The 24,138-nt window shown below is 40.1% G+C and carries 18 protein-coding genes; 11 read left to right on the top strand and 7 right to left on the bottom strand.

Going from position 1 to position 24,138, the window contains the following annotated elements; all coding sequences use genetic code 11:
* Positions 1-72: 72 nt before the first annotated feature.
* Positions 73-498, bottom strand: a complete 426-nt coding sequence (locus JG479_RS06290; RefSeq protein WP_200220141.1) for a hypothetical protein — start codon at positions 496-498, stop codon at positions 73-75.
* A 340-nt stretch (positions 499-838) separates the two neighbouring features.
* Between JG479_RS06290 and ccoN the strand changes: the two genes are divergently transcribed.
* The 11 genes from ccoN to ttcA all read left to right on the top strand — a co-directional run bounded on the left by ccoN (position 839) and on the right by ttcA (position 10,947).
* Positions 839-2,272 (top strand): cytochrome-c oxidase, cbb3-type subunit I, encoded by a 1,434-nt coding sequence (gene ccoN, locus JG479_RS06285; protein ID WP_002961515.1) that lies wholly within the window; start codon positions 839-841, stop codon positions 2,270-2,272.
* Positions 2,273-2,284: 12 nt separating this feature from the next.
* The gene (ccoO, locus tag JG479_RS06280; RefSeq protein WP_024597379.1) at positions 2,285-2,959 is read left to right on the top strand and encodes a cytochrome-c oxidase, cbb3-type subunit II; all 675 of its coding nucleotides are present in this window, start codon (positions 2,285-2,287) and stop codon (positions 2,957-2,959) included.
* 6 nt (positions 2,960-2,965) lie between these two features.
* On the top strand, positions 2,966-3,151 hold the full coding sequence (locus tag JG479_RS06275) for a CcoQ/FixQ family Cbb3-type cytochrome c oxidase assembly chaperone (protein ID WP_024597380.1): 186 nt from the start codon (positions 2,966-2,968) through the stop codon (positions 3,149-3,151).
* Positions 3,148-4,182, top strand: a complete 1,035-nt coding sequence (gene ccoP / locus JG479_RS06270) for a cytochrome-c oxidase, cbb3-type subunit III (RefSeq protein ID WP_039490091.1) — start codon at positions 3,148-3,150, stop codon at positions 4,180-4,182. The genes JG479_RS06275 and ccoP overlap by 4 nt, the downstream gene beginning before the upstream one ends.
* 149 nt (positions 4,183-4,331) lie before the next feature.
* Positions 4,332-4,823 carry a FixH family protein gene (locus tag JG479_RS06265; RefSeq protein ID WP_002963075.1) on the top strand — a complete coding sequence of 164 codons (492 nt, stop codon included), beginning with the start codon at positions 4,332-4,334 and terminating at the stop codon, positions 4,821-4,823.
* Positions 4,824-4,831: 8 nt separating this feature from the next.
* On the top strand, positions 4,832-7,207 hold the full coding sequence (locus JG479_RS06260; RefSeq protein WP_200220140.1) for a heavy metal translocating P-type ATPase: 2,376 nt from the start codon (positions 4,832-4,834) through the stop codon (positions 7,205-7,207).
* Entirely contained in the window at positions 7,204-7,371 is a 168-nt protein-coding gene (gene ccoS / locus JG479_RS06255) for a cbb3-type cytochrome oxidase assembly protein CcoS (RefSeq protein ID WP_002963071.1), read from the top strand. Before JG479_RS06260 ends, ccoS begins: the two co-directional genes overlap by 4 nt.
* Entirely contained in the window at positions 7,364-8,035 is a 672-nt protein-coding gene (locus tag JG479_RS06250) for a sulfite exporter TauE/SafE family protein (protein ID WP_200220139.1), read from the top strand. The genes ccoS and JG479_RS06250 overlap by 8 nt, the downstream gene beginning before the upstream one ends.
* Positions 8,036-8,105: 70 nt before the next feature.
* Positions 8,106-8,843: an FNR family transcription factor gene (locus tag JG479_RS06245; RefSeq protein ID WP_002963069.1), complete on the top strand. Its 738-nt coding sequence runs from the start codon at positions 8,106-8,108 to the stop codon at positions 8,841-8,843.
* A 103-nt stretch (positions 8,844-8,946) separates the two neighbouring features.
* Positions 8,947-9,879 (top strand): universal stress protein UspE, encoded by a 933-nt coding sequence (gene uspE / locus JG479_RS06240; protein WP_039490097.1) that lies wholly within the window; start codon positions 8,947-8,949, stop codon positions 9,877-9,879.
* A gap of 153 nt (positions 9,880-10,032) precedes the next feature.
* The gene (ttcA, locus tag JG479_RS06235; protein ID WP_138488884.1) at positions 10,033-10,947 is read left to right on the top strand and encodes a tRNA 2-thiocytidine(32) synthetase TtcA; all 915 of its coding nucleotides are present in this window, start codon (positions 10,033-10,035) and stop codon (positions 10,945-10,947) included.
* Positions 10,948-11,029: 82 nt separating this feature from the next.
* Here ttcA and JG479_RS06230 read toward each other — a convergent pair whose 3' ends face one another.
* The 6 genes from JG479_RS06230 to recC form a co-directional block, all read right to left on the bottom strand.
* On the bottom strand, positions 11,030-12,091 hold the full coding sequence (locus JG479_RS06230; RefSeq protein ID WP_200220138.1) for a hypothetical protein: 1,062 nt from the start codon (positions 12,089-12,091) through the stop codon (positions 11,030-11,032).
* Between the two features lie 216 nt (positions 12,092-12,307).
* The gene (locus tag JG479_RS06225) at positions 12,308-13,378 is read right to left on the bottom strand and encodes a hypothetical protein (protein WP_002963298.1); all 1,071 of its coding nucleotides are present in this window, start codon (positions 13,376-13,378) and stop codon (positions 12,308-12,310) included.
* A gap of 285 nt (positions 13,379-13,663) precedes the next feature.
* Entirely contained in the window at positions 13,664-14,989 is a 1,326-nt protein-coding gene (locus JG479_RS20220; RefSeq protein WP_138488882.1) for a methyl-accepting chemotaxis protein, read from the bottom strand.
* A 119-nt stretch (positions 14,990-15,108) separates the two neighbouring features.
* Complete coding sequence (recD, locus tag JG479_RS06215) at positions 15,109-17,157, bottom strand: exodeoxyribonuclease V subunit alpha (RefSeq protein ID WP_200220137.1); 2,049 nt, start codon at positions 17,155-17,157, stop codon at positions 15,109-15,111.
* Positions 17,154-20,732 carry an exodeoxyribonuclease V subunit beta gene (gene recB / locus JG479_RS06210; RefSeq protein WP_200220136.1) on the bottom strand — a complete coding sequence of 1,193 codons (3,579 nt, stop codon included), beginning with the start codon at positions 20,730-20,732 and terminating at the stop codon, positions 17,154-17,156. The genes recD and recB overlap by 4 nt, the downstream gene beginning before the upstream one ends.
* Entirely contained in the window at positions 20,719-24,018 is a 3,300-nt protein-coding gene (gene recC, locus JG479_RS06205; protein ID WP_200220135.1) for an exodeoxyribonuclease V subunit gamma, read from the bottom strand. The genes recB and recC overlap by 14 nt, the downstream gene beginning before the upstream one ends.
* Positions 24,019-24,138: the final 120 nt, after the last annotated feature.

Genomic DNA, 24,138 nt, shown 5'->3' with positions numbered 1-24,138 from the left:
ATAATCGTATGTATAAGAAAACGAACTCACATCAAAAATGTAAGCTGTATACAAGAGTTTGTTGTCGCAACTTTAATACGTTACGTAAAATGAGTAATTGAGTGTTTGTATTACAGAGGTGGCATTATCTTTAACGGTTAGTTCTAAATTCCAAAGCATATTTTGCTCTGAACAAATACCAACCATAGTATTACTTTGCCAAACATCATTATGTTTTTTAAATTTTTGGGGAATGTAACCCATGTACATAGTGATGCCTTTAAGCTTGGCATCTTGAATTGTAACGTTTGCAGGTAAGTCACTAAAGATAGTAAATGGGGTTTCGGGGGAAAGGTTTTTCTCGCTTAACCATACTTTAACATCATTTGAAAAAGTACACGGTAAATTGGCTTCGCACTGGGCGTTTTTAAGAAATTTTTCATCTGTATTTTTAGAAAAATCACACGCTGTTAATAAAAAAAACACCACAGTGAATAAACTTAACCTATATATAAGCATAACAATTTCGCACTAAAGAAAAGCAAATACTAATAATCGTGACTGTAAATAACAAGTCCGAGTGTTACTATTAGACCAAATTAGGCACAAACTGTATCAAAAAATAAACAACAAGCTCACAAAATTTGATTGATGTCATAATTTTATGTAATTGACCTATCTTTTTTAGGCCAAAAAATTTATCATTTCACCCGCAAAAAATAAGGGTTTCTCAAGTTTTTTTTCTGAAGTTTTCATGTATTGAAAGTTTTAGGTAACACGCTTGAGAAAAATAGTAGGCCCCACTTTTAATAGTGGGTAATTCATTTCTAAACGCATTTATTGCAGCGGAAGCCAGAAAATGAGCCAAACAGTAGCATCACAAACTGAGTATAACTATAAGGTTGTACGCCAATTCGCTATTATGACAGTGATTTGGGGCATCGTTGGCATGAGTATTGGGGTTCTGATTGCTGCCCAATTAGCTTGGCCAGCACTTAACTTTGATACACCATGGTTAACTTACTCTCGACTACGTCCGTTACACACGAACGCAGTAATTTTCGCATTTGGTACTAGTGCACTGTTTGCGACGTCTTATTACGTCGTACAACGTACTTGTCAAACGCGTCTTTTCTCAGACAAACTCGCCGCCTTTTCATTTTGGGGCTGGCAGCTAGTTATTGTATTAGCAGTAATTACATTACCACTTGGTATTACTAGCTCAAAAGAATACGCAGAACTTGAATGGCCAATCGATATTTTAATCGCTGTGGTTTGGATTGTTTACGCTATTGTATTCTTTGGTACTTTAATCAAGCGTAAAGTGTCGCACATTTATGTTGCTAACTGGTTCTATGCTGGTTTTATTATTACTGTTGCAGTACTACACATTGTAAACAGCATGGCAGTGCCTGTGTCGTTAACTAAATCATACTCAATCTACGCAGGTGCGGTAGATGCTATGGTTCAGTGGTGGTACGGTCATAACGCTGTAGGTTTCCTATTAACTGCTGGTTTCTTGGGTATGATGTATTACTTTGTACCAAAACAAGCAGGTCGCCCAGTTTACTCATACCGTTTATCGGTAGTTCACTTTTGGGCATTAATTTCATTATACATCTGGGCAGGTCCTCACCACCTTCACTACACTGCACTTCCTGATTGGACGCAAAGTTTAGGTATGGTTATGTCTATTATCCTATTCGTACCGTCTTGGGGTGGTATGATTAACGGTATTATGACCCTATCAGGCGCATGGCATAAACTGCGTACTGATCCAGTACTACGCTTCTTAGTTGTTTCATTGTCTTTCTACGGTATGTCTACGTTCGAAGGCCCTATGATGGCAATTAAATCTGTAAATGCGTTATCTCACTACACAGATTGGACAATCGGCCACGTACACTCAGGTGCACTAGGTTGGGTTGCTATGATTTCAATTGGTGCTATTTACCACTTAATTCCTGCGTTATTTGCTCAAGGTCGTATGTATAGCGTTAAATTGGTTAACACCCACTTCTGGTTACACACTGTAGGTGTTGTTTTATACATTGTTGCAATGTGGATCTCTGGTGTAATGCAAGGTCTAATGTGGCGTGCGGTAAATGCCGACGGTACATTAATGTACAGCTTTGTGCAGTCTTTAGAAGCGTCGCATCCTTTCTACATTATGCGTTTTGTAGGCGGTGTATTCATCGTAACAGGCATGTTAGTTATGGCTTATAACGTTTTCCGTACAATTTCAGCTGAGAAAGAATCTCTGAAGTTAGACGCGCAAGCACAATTAGCATAACGGAGTGAGATGATGAGCAATAAAAATTCACAAAACAAACATGAAATAGTAGAAAAGAACGTTGGCCTTATGGCTATTCTGACTGTTTTTGCTATCAGCTTTGGTGCATTAGTTGAAATTACTCCGCTAATGTTCCAAGACGACACAACTAAACCAGTAGAAGGCCTACGCCCTCTTAATGCTTTAGAAATGGAAGGCCGTGACATATATGTACGTGAAGGTTGTTATAACTGTCACTCACAAATGATCCGCCCTTTTCGTGATGAAGTTGAGCGTTACGGTCACTACTCTGTAGCAGGCGAGTCAGTATGGGATCACCCTTTCCAATGGGGTTCTAAACGTACTGGCCCTGACCTTGCTCGCGTTGGTAAACGTTACTCGGACGACTGGCATTATGCTCACTTAGTTGACCCACGTGCTGTGGTTCCTGAGTCGAATATGCCAGGTTTTCCTTGGTTAGCAGAGGATAAGGTAGATACAAGCCTGACTCTGAAAAAACTACAAATTTTCCGTGATACTTTTGCTATTAACCCAGAAAACCCTAAACACCCGGGCCTAGGTTATGGCAGCGACGAAGAACTTAAAGCTGATGTTGAAAAAGTTAACGCTATGAATAACGGCGAAGGCGCAACAGAAATCCAAGCTCTAATCGCGTATTTACAGCAACTTGGTACCCACTTGAAGTAAATTATTATGGATTACGGAACATACAGAGGCATTTTGACTCTGGTAATTTTAGTATTGTTTATTGTGATTGTTGTATGGGCATACAGCAAGCGTAGCAAAAATCGTTTTGATAGCGCTGCTAATGCCATTTTCGAAGATGAAAAAAAACATAACAACACACTCTCTAACGAGGAAAAGGAGTCTGAAAAATGACTAGCTTTTGGAGTATTTGGGTTATTGTATTAACCCTTGCATGCTTATGCATCATCTTTGGCCTATTAGTTTGGAACTTAAAAAACTATGCTGGCGTAAAAGAAGGTGAAAGCTGTGGACATGAATTTGACGGCATTGAAGAGCTAAATAATCCACTACCAAAATGGTGGACTTACATGTTTTTCGCAACTTTTATTTGGTCAGTATATTACCTTGCAGCTTACCCAGGTTTAGGCAACTGGGAAGGTTTAGGTAAATGGACTAGCTCTAATCAAGGTATTACGTCTTTAGCTGAATCTAAAAAAGCAGTTGCAGAGGCCAAAGCTGAAGGTCGTTTTGTTAAACTTGATAAAGAGTATGAAGCTGCAGAAGAACGCTTTGGTCCTATTTTTAATCGACTTGCACAAGTGCCGGTTTTAGATTTAGTTAATTCTAAGTTTGAAGGTGACGCAGCGCAGCAAGTTGCTCTAGAAAATGGTGACAAACATGAACAAACAGATGGTCAATTAGCCATCGAAATTGGTCAGCGTTTATTCTCACAAAACTGTGCGCAATGTCACGGCTCTGATGCACGTGGTGGAACCGGCTTCCCTAACCTAACAGATAAAGATTGGTTATATGGCGGTACACCAGACAAAATTAGAGAAACACTGCTTAATGGTCGTATAGCTGCAATGCCAGCTTGGGGCGATGCTCTTGGTGAGCAAGGCGTTAAAGAAATGACTGCACATGTGCTGAGCCTTTCTGGTCGTACTGTTAACCAAAAAGATGCTGCCGCAGGTAAAGCTAAGTTTGCTATGTGTGCTGCATGTCACGGTGCTGACGGTAAAGGGTCGGTTGCACATAACCTACCATTTGGCGCGCCTAACCTGACTGACAACATTTGGTTATACGGTGGTTCTCAACGTGCTGTTGAAGAAACGCTTAACCACGGCCGTGCTGGTGTAATGCCTGCTTGGAAAGACATTTTAGGTGAAGATAAGATTCACTTATTAACAGCCTACGTTTACAGTTTATCGCAAGATAAATAAGCACGCGGTTAATAAAATGTTTATAAATTAATTTATTTAATTCAATAGATTAATCCAGATCAAAAAAGCCTCCAGTCGGAGGCTTTTTTTTAGTCTTTTACGTATAATTCCTATAAAATAACGCTTCCTAAACTAATTTTAGAGACACTATGCAACCTACTCCGTGGTATAAAAATTTTTGGCCTTGGTTTTTAATCTTTTTTCCGTTAGTTGCCATTATTGGCTGTATTAGCTTATTTATTACGGCAATAGGTAACGGCCCAGATATGGTTGTTGACGACTACTACAAAAAAGGCAAAGCAATAAACTTAGAACTGACTAAGTTTGAAAAAGCAAAAGCACTTTACTTACATGGCGAATTAAATGTAACCAACGAGCGTGTAAGCTTTAAGTTTACAAAAGGTGACAGTAGCAACGTACATGTTTTAAAACTTTCGTTTTACCACCGTACTATTAAAGCGCATGACTTTGAGGCCACACTTACACCTAATGCCAATCAAGAATTTACTGCATTACTTGATAAGTATACGCCAGGTGCATATTCTGTATTTATTGAGCCAATTGATGGCAGCTGGAAACTAAAAGAAAACATTGTTCTACCGACGGCTGAAACCGTTTTAGTTACTCCTAACTATAAGTAATCATTACTATGTCTCACTCTTGCTTTCATTGCCTTGAAAGTGTGCCAAACGGATTTAGCGCAAACGTTATAATTGACGATATTGCCCAGCCAATGTGTTGCATTGGCTGCCAAGCAGTTGCGCAAAATATTGTTGATCAAGGTATGACTGATTATTATAAATACCGAACTGTTCGCGCAGGCAAGGTTGAGCAACTGGTACCTGAGCAACTCGCATTTATAAAAAGTTATGACAACGAAGACATTCAAGATGAATTTATAGCCACTAACGATAATATCTCAGAGGTATTGTTGAGTGTTGAAGGTATAACCTGCGCAGCGTGTGCATGGCTTATCGAAAAACAACTCTTAAACTTAAATACTGTAAAACGGGTTGATGTAAATACATCCACCAACCGCGCGATGATCCAATGGGATAAAACCAGCACCCCATTGAGCGAAATTATTACTTCCTTAGCCAAAATTGGTTATAAAGCCTACCCATTTCAATCAGATATTGAAGCTCAACAAAAGCAACAAACTGCCAAAGCCTATATTCGCCGCTTAGGTGTTGCAGGCTTAATGACCATGCAAGTTATGATGTTTGCGTTTGCCATGTACTTTGGCATGTTCTCAGGGATGGACAGCAATTTTGAGCAGTATTTTAGATGGATCAGCTTAGTACTTGCCTCTCCGGTTATTTTATATAGCGCACTGCCCTTTTTAACCAACGCCATAAATGGCTTAAAAGCAAAACAGCTCAATATGGATTTACCTGTATCGCTGGCTATTTTTGGTGCGTTTGGCGCAAGTTGTTACGCCACATTTATGCAAGTCGGCGAAGTATATTTTGAATCTGTGTGCATGTTTACCTTTTTACTTTTATTAGGTAAGTATCTTGAATTTAGAGCGCGTTTAAAAGCGAGCGAATTTACTGCCAACTTACAAAAATTATTGCCATTAACAGCCCGCACCATTAACGACAGTGGTGAAGAACTTATAATTGCAGCCAAAAAACTAAAACTTAATGACGTAGTACTCATTAAAGCGGGTGAAACAATCCCTGCCGACGGCGAGCTTATAAAGGGTAAAACTACAGTTGATGAATCAATGATGACGGGCGAACACCAACCCGTTACAAAATTTATCGGCCACAATGTCTACGCCGGTTGCGTTAACCACGACGGCGTTATTGAAATAAAAATTAATAAAATTGGTCAAAATACCCTTTTAAATCAAATTATCCGCTTGCAACACAGCGCATTAACTAAACGCCCTAAACTGGTTGAAATTACAGATAAAGTTGCGCAATGGTTTATAGCGTGCCTGCTTATATTTGCTTCACTTACAGCTATTGGCTGGTACCAAATTGACCCTGAACACGCATTTTGGATCACCATTTCGGTTTTAGTTGCTACCTGCCCATGTGCCTTGAGTTTAGCCATACCAACCGCACTTACATGCGCGGTTGCAACCTTGACCCGTAAAGGCGTATTAATAAAACAAGCGCATGTGCTCGAAACACTCTCACAAATTACGTTATTTGCCTTTGATAAAACAGGCACACTTACTCAAGGTAAATTTAGCCTTGATGAAGTAGATATACTCGATAAGCAATACACAAAAGCGCAAGTGCTAGATATGGCAGCTATGTTAGAGCGTTATTCTGAGCACCCTATAGCCAGCGCATTTGATGAAATTACTCCTGCTCACCACAATCTTAATAACGTTGAAGTGCATCCAGGTCTGGGAATTAGCGCACAAGATGCAAACAATCATTATGCAATTGGTAAAAGTGGTTGGTTTAATAGCAAAAAATCAAATGCACAAGCAAGCTTGTATATAAATAAGCAGGTTGTTGCACGTTTTTACTTTATTGATAAAGTAAAAAACGATGCTAAAAAGCTTATAGGCTCACTTCAATCGCAAAATTTAACATGTCATATGTTAACCGGTGACGCATCAGATGCTGGGCAAAAAGTAGCTAAACAACTTAACCTTGAAAGTGTGCAATCTGGGTGTTCGCCACAAGATAAACAAACAGCCGTTGAGCAATGGTCTTCACAAAATGAAGTCGTCGCAATGGTCGGCGATGGCGTTAACGACAGCCCTGTATTTGCCAGCGCGCATTTATCCATTGCAATGGAAACCGGTGCTGACATATCAAAAAATAGCGCCGATGTAGTGCTCCTTAATAGCGATTTAGCTTCAATTGATCATTTACTCAATGTGGCAAAACAAACCAGACGAATTATTAAGCAAAACCTTGCGCTGTCTTTATTGTATAATGCGTCCATATTACCATTGGCAGCGCTGGGCTTAGTCGCTCCGTGGATGGCTGTTATTGGCATGTCTGCCAGCTCAATTATTGTGATTAGTAATTCACTAAGGCTATTAAAGTTATGAGCATAATTTACATTTTGATCCCCATTGCCATTTTGTTTGTCATTATTGCTATAGGCGTTTTCTTTTGGGCCGTAAAAAGTGAGCAGTTTTCGGATTTAAACAAGCAAGGTCATAGTATTTTGTTTGAAGATGACAAAGAGCAACATAACAAAAGTAATGATTGACCCTCTTTACACCAGCGCATTTTTAATGGGGCTAATAGGTAGCGGTCATTGCATTGCCATGTGTGGCGGGATTGCAAGCTCATTACAACTGGCAAGTGATAAACGCAAAACATTTACCTATTCATTTGCCTATAATACCGGGCGTGCACTGAGCTACATGGCAGCAGGTGCACTTGTTGCTGGTATTAGCAGCCAATTTGCTAGGCAAAACACATCTTTTTCTTTAGCACTTTCATTCATTGCAGCTATTTTTATGCTCCTAGTCGGCGTGTATATAATGCGCTTAGGCCCTACGTTGCAATGGTTAGAAAAAATTGGTAAAACCTTAGTGTGGCAACACATTGTTAAGCTAAATAAATACTTAATGCCTATTAACTCCCCTTTTAAAGCTCTAGGTTACGGTGCATTGTGGGGCTGGCTGCCTTGTGGACTTGTATACTCAGCGCTTACATGGGCGATGATTAGCCCAAGTGCTCTAGACGGTGCTTTAGTGATGCTTTGTTTTGCTTTGGGCACTTTTCCCGCAATGATCACGTTAGGCGTTACCGCACAAAAACTAAATAGTATTATTAACCACCCGTGGACCCGAATTGTATTGGGCAGTGTTATAATCTGGTATGGTATCTACTTATTGATAATTGCAACTGACAAGCTGATACAATAACCTATTCGCAGTATTAACCTTTTATGGTTATTTTGCAGTCGTGTGTATAAAAATTTAAACGGATTAAATTATGGATTTCTCTCAAAGTCGCGCTAAAGGTAATTGTGCTATTAGCTGTAATAACTGCAGTATTAGTCAATTGTGCTTGCCATTTTCACTCAATGGCCAAGAAATGGATAAGCTAGACGAAATTATTGAGCGAAAAAAACCACTCCATAAAGGCGATTATCTATTTGAATCAGGCGCGCCTTTACAGGCTATTTATGCTGTACGCTCTGGCTCATTTAAATCGTACACATTATCAGAGCAAGGTGATGAGCAAATAACCGGGTTTCATTTAGCGGGTGACTTAGTAGGCTTTGACGCAATAAGCAAAATGGCGCACCAGAGTTTTTCACAAGCACTTGAAACGTCAATGGTATGCGAAATACCATTCGATACCCTTGACGAACTTGCTGGTAAATTACCAAAACTTCGTCAACAAATAATGCGCTTGATGAGCAGCGAAATTACATACGATCAAGAAATGCTGTTATTACTCAATAAAAAATCAGCAGAAGAACGCTTAGCTAGTTTTATTTATAACTTATCAGAGCGTTTTGGTGAACGTGGTTTTTCACGCAAAGAATTTAGATTTACCATGACTCGCGGTGAAATAGGTAACTACTTAGGCCTTACCGTAGAAACCATTAGCCGTTTATTAAGCCGTTTTCAAAAAGCCGACTTAATTAAAGTTGAAGGTAAATTTATTACAATTTTAGATAATGATGCCTTAGCTAAAACGGCGGCAATCGTTAAGCCTCGCTAAATTAAATAGTTTGATTTAGAACAACAATTTATATGCTACCCCTTTAACTGTTTTATATTTGCGTTACACTAATTGTACACCCGTTAGGCAAATGGAGTAGCATATGAACACTATTAAACGCATTATTGCGGTTATTGACCCTACCAAAGACGATCAACACGGTTTATCACGTTCAATAGACTTAGCCAAAAAATCTGGCGCAAGTATTACCGCCTTTATGACGGTTTACGACTTCTCTTATGAAATGACAACGATGCTATCTGGCGATGAACGCGAAGCAATGCGTGATGCCGTACTAAAAGATCGCCAGCTATGGCTTAACGATTTGGTTTCACCTTACAAAGATATAAATATTGACACCCAAGTGGTTTGGCATAACCGCCCTTATGAGGCCATAATCGATACTGTAATTGATCAAAAGTACGATTTAGTAATTAAAGGCACACATCAACATGGTGCACTTAAATCCGTTATTTTCACCCCTACCGACTGGCATTTAGTACGAAAATGCCCTGCCCCGGTGTTGTTTGTTAAAGAAATGGCATGGCCAGCAAACGGAAATATTTTAGCTGCTGTGAATGCGGTTAGTGAAAACGAAGAACATGTAGCACTTAATAAACGGGTAATTAAAGACGCACAATTTTTATGTGAACTTGCCAACGCAAAGCTTAATTTAGTTAATGCTTATCCTGCAACGCCCATAAATATAGCAATCGAAATTCCTGAGTTTAACCCTGGACTTTATAACGAATCAGTTAAAAAACACCACATTGAATCAACCAATGCACTTGCTGCTGAGTTTAATTTAAGCCAAGAGCAATGTTTTATTGAAGAAGGCCTACCAGAGGATGTAATCCCTGATGTAGCTAAGCGGTTAAATAGTGAATTAGTAGTTATAGGTACCGTTGGTCGTACAGGCTTAAGTGCCGCTTTAGTAGGTAATACAGCAGAGCATGTAATTGATAGCCTTGACTGCGATGTACTAGCACTCAAGCCCGATGGTTACGTAAGCCCGATGGCAAAGAAACTAGATTAATTAAAAATTTAGCAAGTAACAAACTGGATGTTACTTGCTAAAAATACCGTGTTTAATTACATCCTAAACTCGCATATTCAGGTGGTTTGGGTATAATACGCCCCTTTATTTTTAGCAAATAACTTTGCTGTATTGTTTTACTAGGGGGCGTAATTGTCACACTCAGATCAAGCTAAAGCTCAATTTAACTTAAATAAGCTACAAAAGCGTTTACGTCGCCAAACTGGTCAAGCCGTTATGGACTTCAATATGATTGAAGAAGGTGACCGTATAATGGTGTGTTTATCAGGTGGCAAAGACAGCTACACAATGCTTGAAATGCTTCAACATTTGAAACGTGTAGCACCTATAAAGTTTGATCTCGTTGTTGTAAACCTAGATCAAAAACAACCAGGTTTTCCTGAGCACGTTTTACCCCAGTATCTTGATAAATTAAATGTTGAATACAAAATTGTAGAAGAAGATACCTACAGCATTGTTACTGATATTATTCCTGAAGGTAAAACAACCTGTTCACTTTGCTCACGCTTACGCCGTGGTATTTTATACCGCACAGCAAATGAGTTAGGCGCAACTAAAATAGCCCTTGGCCACCATCGTGACGACATGATTGAAACGTTGTTTTTAAATATGTTTTACGGTGGAAAACTAAAAAGTATGCCGGCTAAATTAATGAGTGATAACGGCGAGCATATGGTTATTCGCCCACTGGCATACTGTAAAGAAAGCGATATAAGCCAATACGCATTTGCACAAGGTTATCCAATTATTCCGTGTAACCTATGTGGTTCGCAAGAAAACCTACAGCGTAAACATACAAAAGCAATGCTCGCTAAATGGGATGCTGAGCATCCAGGTCGTATTGAGAGTATTTTTACAGCAATGCAAAACGTCGTGCCTTCACACTTAGCTGATGCTGATTTGTTTGATTTTAAAAACTTACAAACAGGTGAAGTCATTGATGGTGGCGATATAGCTCTTGATAAGCTAGACATTCCTAAAGTGCCTGTTACTAATGAGCTTGATGAACAAGAAGCGCCAAGTGTAGTTACTATAAACCTAAGCTAACATATCTAAGCTAACAAATTTAAGGGGGTTGTATTTATGTACAACCCCCTTAAATTTACCAATTCAGCATTGCGTTGTCTTTTTAACTCTCAGCTAGGCCTTGTAAAAACTCCAAACTTAACTTTTCTTGTGCATTAGTCTGATACGGCAACTGCTGTAAACTGTCGTACGAAAAATCGTTTATATCAAAATGGCTTATTTCACTATTCCCAAAGCTGTTACGCTCACCTGGGCTTGGCGACATTCTTTCTATTACAAAGTCACTTAAGCGCATATCGGTAACGCCCTTAGGTAATACTGACCAATGAGCTTTTAAGTCTACGGTTTGGCTCCCTTGTGTTAAGCGTTCCTTAGATACCAAATGAGCAAGTGGTGTATCACCACTATATAAATTCGCCCTAACACGATACAAACCACTTTTTATCACCGTTAAATTAGCTGGCATAACCATGTTTTCATTTTGAGCATAAGCAATTTCAAAACCTGTTAAAGTAGCACTTGGTGGCATATATTGAATTTGCGCAACTACGGGTACTTTTTTACCGTCAACATCGCCCTGCACATACACTTGCAAACTACGAGGGTAATCTTCATCTTCTTTAAATGTAATAATTGCCTCACCGTCACGCGCATTGCCCGTATGGGTATTTAATACTTCCTTTGTATCAGTATTTGCAAGTTCAACGACCACTTTACCAAGCCCTTGAGCGCTTACCTTTATTGTTATTTCTTCTGGATATACAAAACGATATTGTTTGAGACTGACCGTTAAAGCATCGCCGCTTTCATCTATGGGGCTCGACACAGGATAAAATTGATTTGGCTTTAATCGATCTTCATCTAAAGGACTTAAAGGTTGGGAATAAGGAGGAAACTTAAGTGCACTTTCGTATTGCATCACCACTTGCTGCGCTGCTTTTGTTAGGTCTTCATTAAACGCAATTTGCTTTTTTGATTGTGGTTTTTTAGCTTTAGGCACATCTATAGGGATCACTTTTACAGGCGATAAGTCAGGTGCGTTCGCTCTGTGTTTAATCTGTGGTTTTATTGGCTCAGCAACTTTATGAGCATCATTTTTACCAGTAAACCATAGCGAGAATAAAATAGTGCTAATAATTAAAGCAACGACATAAAATTTTTTCATTTTTATATTTCAATCTTTTATAAGGCGTATAGTTTTTAATACCAACCTGCTTATATATGGGGTCTATTTAACGTTAAGAAAATTACGCTAGAACTAGGCAAAAATTTTTGTATCTAGTTGTTCTAAATAAAAATTTTTAACGACGTTATAGTGGAATTTAATTCGTTAAATTGATCAAAGATTTATGCAGATTGGTATAACTACACGCCTTCTATGTTATGGAATCACATTATAAATAAGTGCTGATGCACTTAAATTATTTGAATCCTTAATATAACGATATTGTTTTTTCCAAAACCAACTACCTGTAGTTTTATCAAACGTATTAAACCCTACGTTATTACCTTCAACATTTACGTTATTCATGGCTATTGTGACATTACCTTTACGCTGCGCGTTATGTATTTCGTTATGGCTATAACTGTCACTCATCATCATTGGATAATGATTTGGCATAAAGCTACTAACAGCATCACCTTGCGATTTTAAATGGCCATCTGTATCAATACTGCTGCTACAACTTCCAAACGAGCCAGCCGAACTTGCACCACATGAAGAGTGCGATGCTACAACCGAATCATCATTACCTTTTAAAAATCCACCTGTTAAACCTAAATACGCATTACCATCTGCCACAAAGCGTAATCTAGGTGTACGTGCATCAGGAAATGGCGATATTTTACGGGCATTATTCACTTTTAAATCGTGTAATACACCAACAGCTTCGGTTACATCGCTCCCTAGCCACCATTTGAGTGCTGCATCGACCGCAAAGTTCCATGATGCGCCAGTTAAAGCACTAACTGCTACATCAGCCAGCTCACTTCCACCGCCCGCGCCTGCTAAATCAAACGTCGCAACAATATTAAGCGGCTGTAAGCCTGCGTTTTCTAACCAGTTTTCTTGGTTATCAATAATATGGCGTGCAACTAAGTCGCCTGTTGAATGTGTTACAAATACACAGCCATCACTGCATAAATTAGAGCGTGAAATTTGCTTTAACTTTGGCCACACCCAATCGGTAGCAATTTTATCTTCAATACGTTCATAAGCAGGCCAATCAATTCGCTCATCTGCACGATTATTCCAGTACGATTGCCAATATGTTTCACCGTCATTAATTACATCACTACCCGACTTATTGGTTATTTGCGAAGTTTGTAACCCGTGAATTAATATAATTTTGTAGTCTTTACTCGCAGCAGAAAAGCTCATTAGCATAGCAAGCCCAGCACCAATTAGGTGACTTGGTTTAATTAATGTGTGTGTGCGCTTAGTGTTGTTCATATAATTCCTTAATGTTGTGTACGTAATATTTTATTATCATTTAAGGTATTCATACTAGGGCTTGTCAGCCTTGGCGTTCACCAGTATTAGGAACAAAGAACAAAAATGCAACAACTTATTATCATTTATAGGAATGAAAAAACTTATTACTTGTTATTTAATGGGTTAATAAAGAATAGTTGTTAAATTTAAAATTATCAGGGGTGTTTCGAGAGTAATATTGAGGGGGTTAGGTTGAGCGGGTACCGGTAAAGGTGCCCGCTTTAGAATAAGAACGTAACTAATCTAGCCGTTAGCTTTGAGTTCACTGGTAAATTGCCCAATCGCATTAACAACTTCTTGTGCGCCTTGCTGAATTTCCTGCATCACATCACCCGACTCTTTAGATAGTGCTAAACCTTGCTCTGCTTTTTCTTTACCTTTTTCTATTACAGCCACCGTATTTTGGGTTTGTGATTGATTACGCTGTACTACTTCTACTATTTCTTCTGTTGCTTTTGATGTACGAGATGCAAGCAATCGAACCTCGTCTGCAACAACAGCAAAGCCTCGACCTTGCTCGCCAGCTCTAGCCGCTTCAATTGCGGCATTTAGTGCTAATAAATTGGTTTGCTCTGCAATACTACTAATACTTTGTACAATACTCGATATTTGTTGCGACTGCTGATCAAGCGCTGAAATTTCACTTGCAGCTTGCTCCATGTTAATAGCCAGCTCGGTCATTACTGTAACCGTATCTTGTATAACGCTCGCGCCTTGCTCTGCTTTTTTATCCGTTTGGGTTGAGGTGCTATAAGCAATTTCGGCAGCCTGAGATATCGCAATTTCTTGATTTACTTGCTCTGTAATAACTGTTGCAAACTTCATTACTTTATAAAGCTCATTCGCGTCATTTGAGATTGGGTTATATGACGCTTCTAACCATACAACATTGCCGTATTTATCAACACGCTTAAAGCGCTCCGCTATAAACTGCCCTTCTCTTAATTTAGCCCAAAACTGTTGATACTCTTGGGAATTATACTCTGAAGCTTCACAAAATGTGCGATGGTGTTTTCCTATTAATTCACTTTCTTGATAACCCATTGCTGATAAAAACTGCTCATTTGCTTTTAAAACATGGCCTTCTAAATCAAATTCAATTACCGCCATAGAGCGATATATCGCTTTGATAGTGTCGCTTTGCTCGCGGGAAGCCGTAATTGTTTTTGTAAGCACACTCCCGAATATAGAAAAATAGAGCAACTGATCTTGCTCCCCTTTTACAGGATGTACTATTAAACGTAACCATTCAGCTTTACCATCACCGCGCGCAATTTGTAATGCACCGCCCCAATGTCCTTCTTTTTTTATAGCTTGCTGTAGGCTTTTAAATTCTGAAGATTGACGAGATGAATCAGTAATAAAATCATCAAAAGAGTTATTAGTAAGATCGTCTTCGTTGTAGCCTAAGTTTTCTAAAAACCTATCGTTGGCGTGCGAAATTCTGCCATCATAGAGAATGTTCAGTACTAACATCTCTCGGTAAAGCCCTTCCCACACTTGTTGTAATGGGTAAAGTTCAGCTTTTAGAGAAGCTATTTCGTTTTGTTTATTTTTAGAAAAAAACATTAATATCCTTACTAACACATTCAATATAAAATTAATTTTAGTATAGAAGACATTTATAATAACGCGATAAATAACAAGCAGTTTGAAGCTAAATTATTAATCAAAAATACAAACTAAGCTTAAAATTGTAACCTTTCATATAAACCAGATGCTCTAGATACGCTTTTATTCATTGCAAGTTGCAGTACTTTTTTGTCAGCCACCAGCTCAAACTTATTTTTAGCGCGGGTTATTCCCGTATACACTAATTGCCTGTTAATACCCATGCGCGCTTGTTTTAGCGGTGGCAGTACCATAGCGGTGTAACTAAACTCTGAACCTTGTGACTTATGAATAGTCATTACGTATACTTTATCGTGCGCAGGGAGTCGTGCTGGCGAAAATGCTCGTTGATTACCTTGCTCGTCAATAAATATGGCTTTGAGTTGATTACTTTCATCGGGCATTAAAATACCAATATCGCCGTTAAATAACTTAAGTTGATAATCGTTTTGGCTCACCATAATAGGCATACCCGTGTAGTGGTGAGTATTAGGGCTAACTGTTATTAAACCTTGCTGTTGCAATACGCGCTCTATTCGCTGATTTAAGCTATGCACGCCGTAATCGCCCTCTCGTACCGCAGCTAAAAGCTGATAACTCGCAAAAGCAGCGTGCACCTGTGCAACATCTGCACCTTGGGCAATTAAGTTAAGGTATTTTGCATAATGACTTGCTGCACTTTTAACAAGCTTTTCAATTGGTTTCGCTACAAAGTCGTAATCTAAAATTACATCGTTAAAACGCCCTTCAGTACTTTCTTGCTCAACGTAATTTAAAATACCGGTGTTATTTGTGTTTACCGCAAGTGCGAGTTGACCAATGCCGCTTTGTGCATCAAATCGATAACTGTGCTGTAAAAAAGCAACGCAATCTGCGAGTTTAAATTCACTCGTACTTTGCGCTACGAGCTTAGGTTCATTATTAAAACATAAGCTATTTAGCTCATCACAGCGTGCTTGCGAGTAGCGTGGCGTTTGCCCAAGTGTTAAACCTTGGCATAAATCGCTCATTACGCTGCCGGTATCTACCGAGGCAAGCTGATCTTTATCACCTAGGAGTATTAATCTCGCATGCGTAGGCAATGCTTCTATTAATTTAGCCATCAGCGATAAATCAACCATACTGGCTTCATCAATAATCAGCACATCTAAATGCAGCGGATTGCTTTTGTTATGTCTGAATTTATTAGTAAACGGTTTTACGCCCAATAAGCGATGAATAGTTTGAGCGCTTTGCGGTATCAGCGTTTTTATATCATCAGGAATCGTTGTGAGCTTATTTTTAGCGCCCAAAATAGACTCACTTAAACGTGCAGCGGCTTTACCAGTCGGTGCCACCAGCTTAATGCTAAGGGGCGCGGTTTTATAAAGTGACTGTAAAATAGCCAGTAACTTAGTCACTGTGGTAGTTTTACCTGTGCCAGGACCACCCGTGATCACGCTAAAGCCTTTGGTGGCAGCAATCGCACACGCCACTTTTTGCCAATCAGTTTCAATTGCAGAATCAGCAGGAAAATAGGTATTTAAAAGTTCTGCCAATATTTCATTATTAATATTGAGCTTTCGCTCGCTCATACTTAGTAATCTATCTGCGAGTGTTTGCTCATAACCGGCAAGGCGCGCAAAATAAAGTCGCTCTTTAAACAGTTGCAGTGGTTTATTTTCGCCCACGCTTTCATGGTTTTGTAAATAACTAAGCGCTGTATGTACATTAAAGTCATCACTAAACGGGCTTAGCGTACTGGGTACATTGCCATCGAGTTTATTAAAGTCACTGTTGCGCAAGTTAAAAGGATTACTCCAATCAACCTCATTTAAAGTTAGGCAGCTATGCTGGCTTTGCTGCGATAAGCACAGCAATAAAATAATATAAAACAGCTCATTGTGAGTTTGCTCAATGTCATTAGCACACAGTAACTCTGCGAGCTTAACATCAACTACACGTAGTCGGTTTTGTGCTAATAAATACTCAAGTAATGGGACTTCGATAATCGTATTATTTAACACAATGTCCTCTAATGGGGCATCTTGTGCTACATTTTTTGAAGTAAGAGGCTCTACGGCTTCATTATTAAGTGTCTCGTCTATATCGTCAAACAAGCCAGGTTGCTCATTTAAATCGCTCATAGCATGGCTCCTTGGCTAAATAAGCCATCTAAAATAATCACTTGTTCTTCAGTTAGCTTTTTAAAGTACACGCCTTGCCCTGCGGGCATCCCACGTAAAAACGTGTAATACACGCCGCCTAAATGGGTTTCTATTGAGTAATCAGCTATGCGTTGTTTTAATAAACGATGCAGTGCTACGGTGTAAATTAAATACTGTAAATGATACTGATGACTGCTCATCGCTTGCTCAAGCATATCGCCTTCGTAATCAGCTGGCGTACTGCCTAAATAATTAGACTTATAATCTAAAATATAATATTTGCCTTGGTAGCAAAATATTAAATCGACAAAGCCTTTTAACAAGCCCTTTACGTGCGAAAATTCAAGCTTACTTTGCGTAAAGCCAAAATGTTTAATTAGCATTTCGTTTAGCTTAGGTGCGCTTAAACTCTCAAGAGGTAAATTAAATTCCATTTCGACTAGGCAATCTTTGGGTGTAAGCACACCCAATGAAAGAAGCCCGTTTTCTAAAGAGCTGTGATCTAGGGGGCACGCAAGAACATCAAGTACCCACTTTTCAGCCACTTCTCGCCATTGCTCACCTATGTGGTACTTTTCAAGGCTGCGCTTAACTACTTCAGATAAGTTTTGCTCAGTATTAGTTGGGTGAACTATTGGGCTAGTAAAATCTATTTGTTCAAATATTTCGTGTAAACAGCTACCGGGCTTTGCCCCTTTAGGAAAACTATAAGGTGATGGTAGTTCGTCCTCTTGCACTGCAAACTCGTCTTTTTCGTGGTCTTCATCACTTCGCCCTGGGGCTAATTGGTCGCTGTGCTTTTTAAAGCTCAACGCACTAAAGCTGGTTGCTCGCCAGTTACGCTCAATATTTGCTGTTACTTTATTAACACTTAACGTTTGCTGCGCGCTTTCACTGTTATTAAAACAAAGTGTTCCCTGCTCTAATAATGTTTGTGAGGTAAATCGCTGATAGCTCATCGCGCTGTTAGCGTCGCAAAACTCACTTAAATGCGTGCGCCATGTTTGGCTACTGGCAAGTTCAAGCCCTGCAAATAAAACATGCCCAAGTGCACTACTTTGCATAGCCAAGCGGCTACTTTGTCCTTGCCCAATGTTATAAACACCAAGCGCACAAAAATGTACGGCGCGAGTAAGTGCTACATAAAGCAGGCGTAAATCTTCAGCTAGGCGTTCTTGTTCTGCTTTTTGAAGGGCATCTTCGTCTTTACTTAAATCGAAAACTAGCTTGCCATTATTATGATAAAGCGCTTCTTTTGTTTCGCGATAGCCACTGGCAAACGGCATAAATACCAAAGGGTATTCAAGCCCCTTTGAGGCATGCATAGTGACAATTTTAACTAGGTTCGCGTCACTTTCTAGGCGTACTTGTACTGTTTCACCGTCTTGTTGGCTTACCTTTTGTGCAAACCATCGCAGTAAACGTAGCGTACCTTCAAGCTCTATTTGTTTTTGCTGAAGTATTTCGCCCAAGTGCCTAAAGTCTGTCAGCCAACGCTCAACGTTATATCCCAGCCCTTGCCATTTAGCGCTAAGCTGGTTATGGCTCATTAAACGCTCAAGCATTGCCATAGCGCCTTGCTTGTTCCAAATGTGGCTAAGTTGTGCAAAAAAGTTTAAGTAGTCTTGCCATTTATTTTCATCATCAGCGAGTGCATGTATTTCGTTATAACTTAAACAAAATAGCGGACCCGCTAAAACACCGCGCAGTAATGACTCGTCATATTGACCATGCAGCGCTGTTAAAAAGTTAAGTAGGTGATGGCTAAGCTCTTGGCTAAAAACGCTTTCTCGCGATAAATACACACTGGAAATTTTGGCATCATCTAGCGCTTTTTTCATTATTTGCGCTTCAACACGGTCGCGCACTAATATACAAATATCGGCAGCGCTTACAGGGTTACTGCCAATGCACGCGTCCCCCTGTTTTGCTTTTTCAAGCAGGGTGACTATTTTATTAGCAAAGTGAGTGGCTAAATGCGCTTGCCCTACACCTTTGTTAGTTGGTTTGTTCTTTTCATCGGCGGCTTCATCCACAAATACATTAAATTCGAATGCGGTCGCGGCTTTGCCATCAATTAAAAAAGAGTCTTCCGCTTTTTTACCTTTAGCAGCTACTGCGTTAAAGGGGATGGCGTCGTTATAAATAAAGCTGTTAGCGTGTTTGCCAAATAAACTATTAACGCTATTGACTATATCGGTGCTTGAGCGAAAGTTAGTACCCAGCGTAAATTGCTGATCAGTCTGTACAGCTTCTTTTGCGCCAATATACGTAAAAATATCCGCGCCCCTAAAGCCATAAATAGCCTGCTTGGGGTCGCCTATCATGGCAAGCGTGGTATTTTGTTGCCCATAAATTTTACTAAAAATACCGTACTGAATCGGATCGGTATCTTGGAATTCATCAATCATGGCAACCGGAAATAACTGCGCAATTTTTTGCGCTAGTACGTCGCCTTGCTCGTTATTAAGCGCACTGTGTAAATTGGTCAATAAGTCATCTGGGGTGATAACGCTTTGCTCTTGTTTACGCTTAACTATTGCGGCTTTTACCCAGCGTGCTGCATGTTGTACAACGGCTATTTTGAGCCCTTGGTTTATGGTGTTGTTAAGGGCGGCAAGCTCGTCAAACTGACTCAGTAATGGATGCACAAATAATGGCTGATTTTTTTTATAATTGCTCACATCGCTTAAGTTTTCTGTACTCCACACTTCAAACGAATACTTGCTAGTGCCAAATTCAAAAAACAAATCGCCGCCTAAACAAAATGCTTCAAGCGCACCCAGGCTGCTTTTTCGTGCTGGCGTTTTGGACCCGCTTAAACCCGAGCCTTTAATAGCACCGATAAACTCTTGCTCTAACACCGCTTTTTTAAATGCAGGCACACGGGTTATGTACTCGTCACGGGCTTTCCATACATCATCTAAATTTATTTGTGGTGTAATGTGCGCATTAGCTTTGTTTAAAATGCTCGCCACTTGAGCAAATAAAGACTCTGGTGCGGCAAATACATCTAAAATAGCATCGGTGCGTTCTTTATTAAGTGGGTATACAAACGCACGCCAAAAATCTTTAATAGTTTCGAGTAATATGTCGCGCTCATCTAAAATAAATTCGAGATTAAACGCCACACCCGACTCAAACGCATGTTGCTTTAGCATCCGCTGACAAAAGCCATGAATAGTAAAAATAGCGGCTTCGTCCATTGATTTAGCAGCTGCATCGAGTAAATCAAACGCGCGGTGCTTATCATCAATTTTGGCAATTACGCCTTCAATGAGTTCGTCGTTTGGGTCTTGCCCAAGCAATGCGTCGCGCGCAGCAATAATTCGGCTACGTACGCGGTCTTTAATTTCTTGAGTGGCGGCGTCGGTAAAGGTTACTACCAAAATTTGCTCAACACTGAGCGGCGTATTTAACTCACCTTCTATTTGCATACCTAGTAAGTAACGTAAATACAGCCCCGTAATTGTATAAGTTTTACCAGTACCCGCACTGGCTTCTATTAAACTTTGACCAATGAGCGGCATAGTAAGAGGATTAAGCGCTTGCATGGTCACTCTCCTTTGCGTGTTCAAATAAAGGCGTGAGCAATTTATCACTCCATTTTATAAATTCTTCTTGGCAGTCGTTTAGCGATTGCACCGTTAAGCGAATATACGGATTTTCGCCCTCGCCTCGCCCTATGTATTGCGGGCTAAATTTGCTCATTGCTTTTGTTATATCGCCGCCGCTTTTAACGTATTCATAACCACTTACCGGAAAAAATGGCACAGGCTCTGCGCGCAGCGCTTTGTATAACTCAAACCAATCAAGTAACAATGCATCGGCATCAGCTTTATTAATTGGCGCAAAGGTAATTTGCTTATCGAGCCCAAGTAACAATGTTTCTACTTGTTGATCCATACTTTGCGCTGCGAGGTGATAGATAAAGCCTTTAATTAAATCTTTCGCTTTAATACTCGCACTACGGTAAAACACTTGTTTTTGCAAATACACATGATTGAGCCAGCCCTCTATTTTAGTGCCTTCAATGGTAAGCAAAACTTCTATTGGCTCACTTTTTCCGCCTTTAATGTGCTCTTTTACTTGCCCTGCAAGCGCATCAACTCGGTGCTCCATACTCTCAAATATGAGGCTGCCTATATTGGCTTGAGGTAACTCACCCCGCTGCAGTATTTGCTCGGTACTCAGTGGTTGCTCGTTTATATTGGCTTTAAGTATTTCATCAAGGTAAAAATAACGGCGCAGCGCATCTAGGCTAAAGGGTTCTTCGTCTTTTGCTACTTCGTTAAATTGTGGCAGGCGTAAGCCTAGTGTTTGTTGATAAAAGCTCTCTTGTGCGCTGCACACACTTCTAATAAACACATCGAGATCTAGCTGATCTGGCACAGTCACATCAAGCGCAATAACCGGCTCTGGTTTAATTGACTCACTTGGTAGCCAAATTGGATTGTAACTGTGGTTGCTCAGCACAGTATTGGTTTGCTCATCGGCTAAATAGTAATGGCTATTAAAGGGCTGTAAATGCTGCTGATTAATTAGACATGCGGGCAGCGTTTTTTCACTCTTTTCGTTTAATACAAAACTACGCCCAATATATTCTAACAGCTCACTTACAAGCGTTGATGGCATGCGCGGTTGGTTATCAAAACACGAGCGACCAATGTAACTCATGTATAAGTTGTCGCGGGCACTCAGTAGCGCTTCTAAAAATAAGTAGCGGTCATCTAATTTACGTGATCGGTCACCTTTTTGCTTTTTAGAATAAGGCACCAAGTCAAAACCAATGGGCTGTACGTTACGCGGGTAGTCAGCATCGTTTAAACCCAGCATACACACCACTTTAAATGGCACGGCGCGCATGGGCATAAGCGTACAAAAGTTTACTTGCCCAACCAAAAACCGCTGCCCTACGCCTTTTTCTTGAATGCCTTGTTTAACTAAGTAACTAACAATACGCTGCGAAACCGCTTTACTGTAATCGCCGTTGTCATGGTGTTTTTGTAACTCTTCGAGCACGTTTTGAAGTACTAATAAATCCCAGCTGTCGTCGCTTTCACTTTCGTATATAGCGTTTAGTAGCTCGCTTAAAATATGCGCTTTATTGGTGAGCGTATCATCGGGCGTTAGCTGCTCTTTAAAGCTTTGCAGTACATCAATAAAGTGCACGAGCTTATTGAGAGTATCAAGCGCCATACCTTCTACTTCATCAGCGCTGTAAATACCGTTAAACGGGCATTGTTCGTCGCGCATGGCAATACCAAGCAGTAAACGGTTGAGCCCATGTTGCCAGGTATTTAAATCGATAGCGGGTAAATCAAAGCTGCTTTTATGCGCTGCGTTTATACCCCATTTAACACCTACACGTTCAAGCCAGTATTGAATTTGCTCGTATTCGTGTGCTTCAAGCCCAAATTTTTCGGCTATTTGCGTCACTTGTAATAAATCGAGAATATCCGATACACCAAAGCGCGAAAACGGTAAGTTAGCTAAACTCGCAAATGAACTAAGGACAGGCTTTTCTTGCTCTATGGCTAAATCGGCCAATGCATAAGGAATAAAGCGGCTGCCTTGTGCCCCGCCAAATACGGCTTCAATATAAGGGCTGTAAGTGCCTACATCGGGCATCATGACAATTATGTCTTTGGGGGTAAGCGTTGGGTTTTGATTAAATAAGTTAAGTAAGTAGTCGTGCAAGCGCTCAACTTCTCTAAGCGGTGTATGGCAATCGCTGAGCGTAATGCTGGTGTCGGTTGCGCTGATTGGTAATTTACCTTCGTCGTTTATAAACCACTCTTTGTTATCGGTAAGAGACTCCCCCTTAAACGCAAGTTGATAAATCTCGCTTTGTACTTGCCCTAGTAAGGTGTCGTCAAACACATCAATAAAACCATCAATCCAACGGGCATCTAACTGTACAAGTTGTTCAAAATAGTCGCGACCTAATTTACCCCACGACGATAACAACGGATTACCTATAAAGTAGTATTCTTCATCTGGATTGGTTTGTTTTTTTTGTTGTGCTTCCACCAGCGGCATTTTGGCGTATTTAGCGCTTATTTTAGCTGCTGTTTTTTCATCAATAATATCGCCCCAGTAATGCTCACTCGGGTTAAAAAAGAATAATATAACCTCGGTTTTTTTACTCAGCGCTTCAAACACCTCAAGCTGGGAGCTGGCAATCGCCGATATACCAAATAAACTAATGCGTTGTGGCAGTAAGCTATTGTCCATGGTCTCAAGTGCTGCAAGTAATTGCCCTTGCATGTTAGCGCGATGAAATTGGCTTTGCTCAAGTTCTTGGCTTAGCTTTACAATGCGTCGCCATAAATCAGGTTGCCATGGGGCAATGGCTACATCTACGTCATCAAGCTCATCTTTGCCGCTATCCCATGTGGCTATCCAATGCGGTCGGTACATTAAATATTGGTCGTACACATCGGCTATTTTTTCGCATAGCGCAAAGGTTTTTTGCCCGTCAATATCGCCCTCTAAATAGGTTTTTAGCGGCAAATAAAGCGGTTCATCAATGCAGGTTGGTAAAATTGCAAACAGTTTCCAAGCAAGGTTGGGCTTATTAAATGCCGACTCTTTAGGAACATTTGGCAGTAATTGCTGATACAACTGCCAAATAAAGCTCGACGGCAGCGGAAAATCTACCTGCGCTGCGACCCCTAAGTTTTCGCTCAAACCTATTTTTAACCACTGCGACATACCCGGCGATTGCACTAGCACCACTTCTTTGTCGAACGGGCTTTGCAATGGGTTTATTTTTAACAGCTGGTGGAACTGCGCTTGCAGGGCTTCCATGCGGTTTGATTGAATAATATTTAGCATATAACACTGACCTTGCTTGAGATAAAACCAGTGTAAGATATTTTCAATATTAGGGGTAGCTCAAACAGGTAATTGATATTAATAAATCAGAGAGTTAGCAAGTAATTTAAACGCACAGCA

It is taken from the genome of Pseudoalteromonas sp. LC2018020214 (assembly GCF_016598755.1).
Lineage (GTDB): Bacteria > Pseudomonadota > Gammaproteobacteria > Enterobacterales > Alteromonadaceae > Pseudoalteromonas > Pseudoalteromonas distincta.
This window is presented reverse-complemented; position numbering and strand designations above follow the sequence as displayed.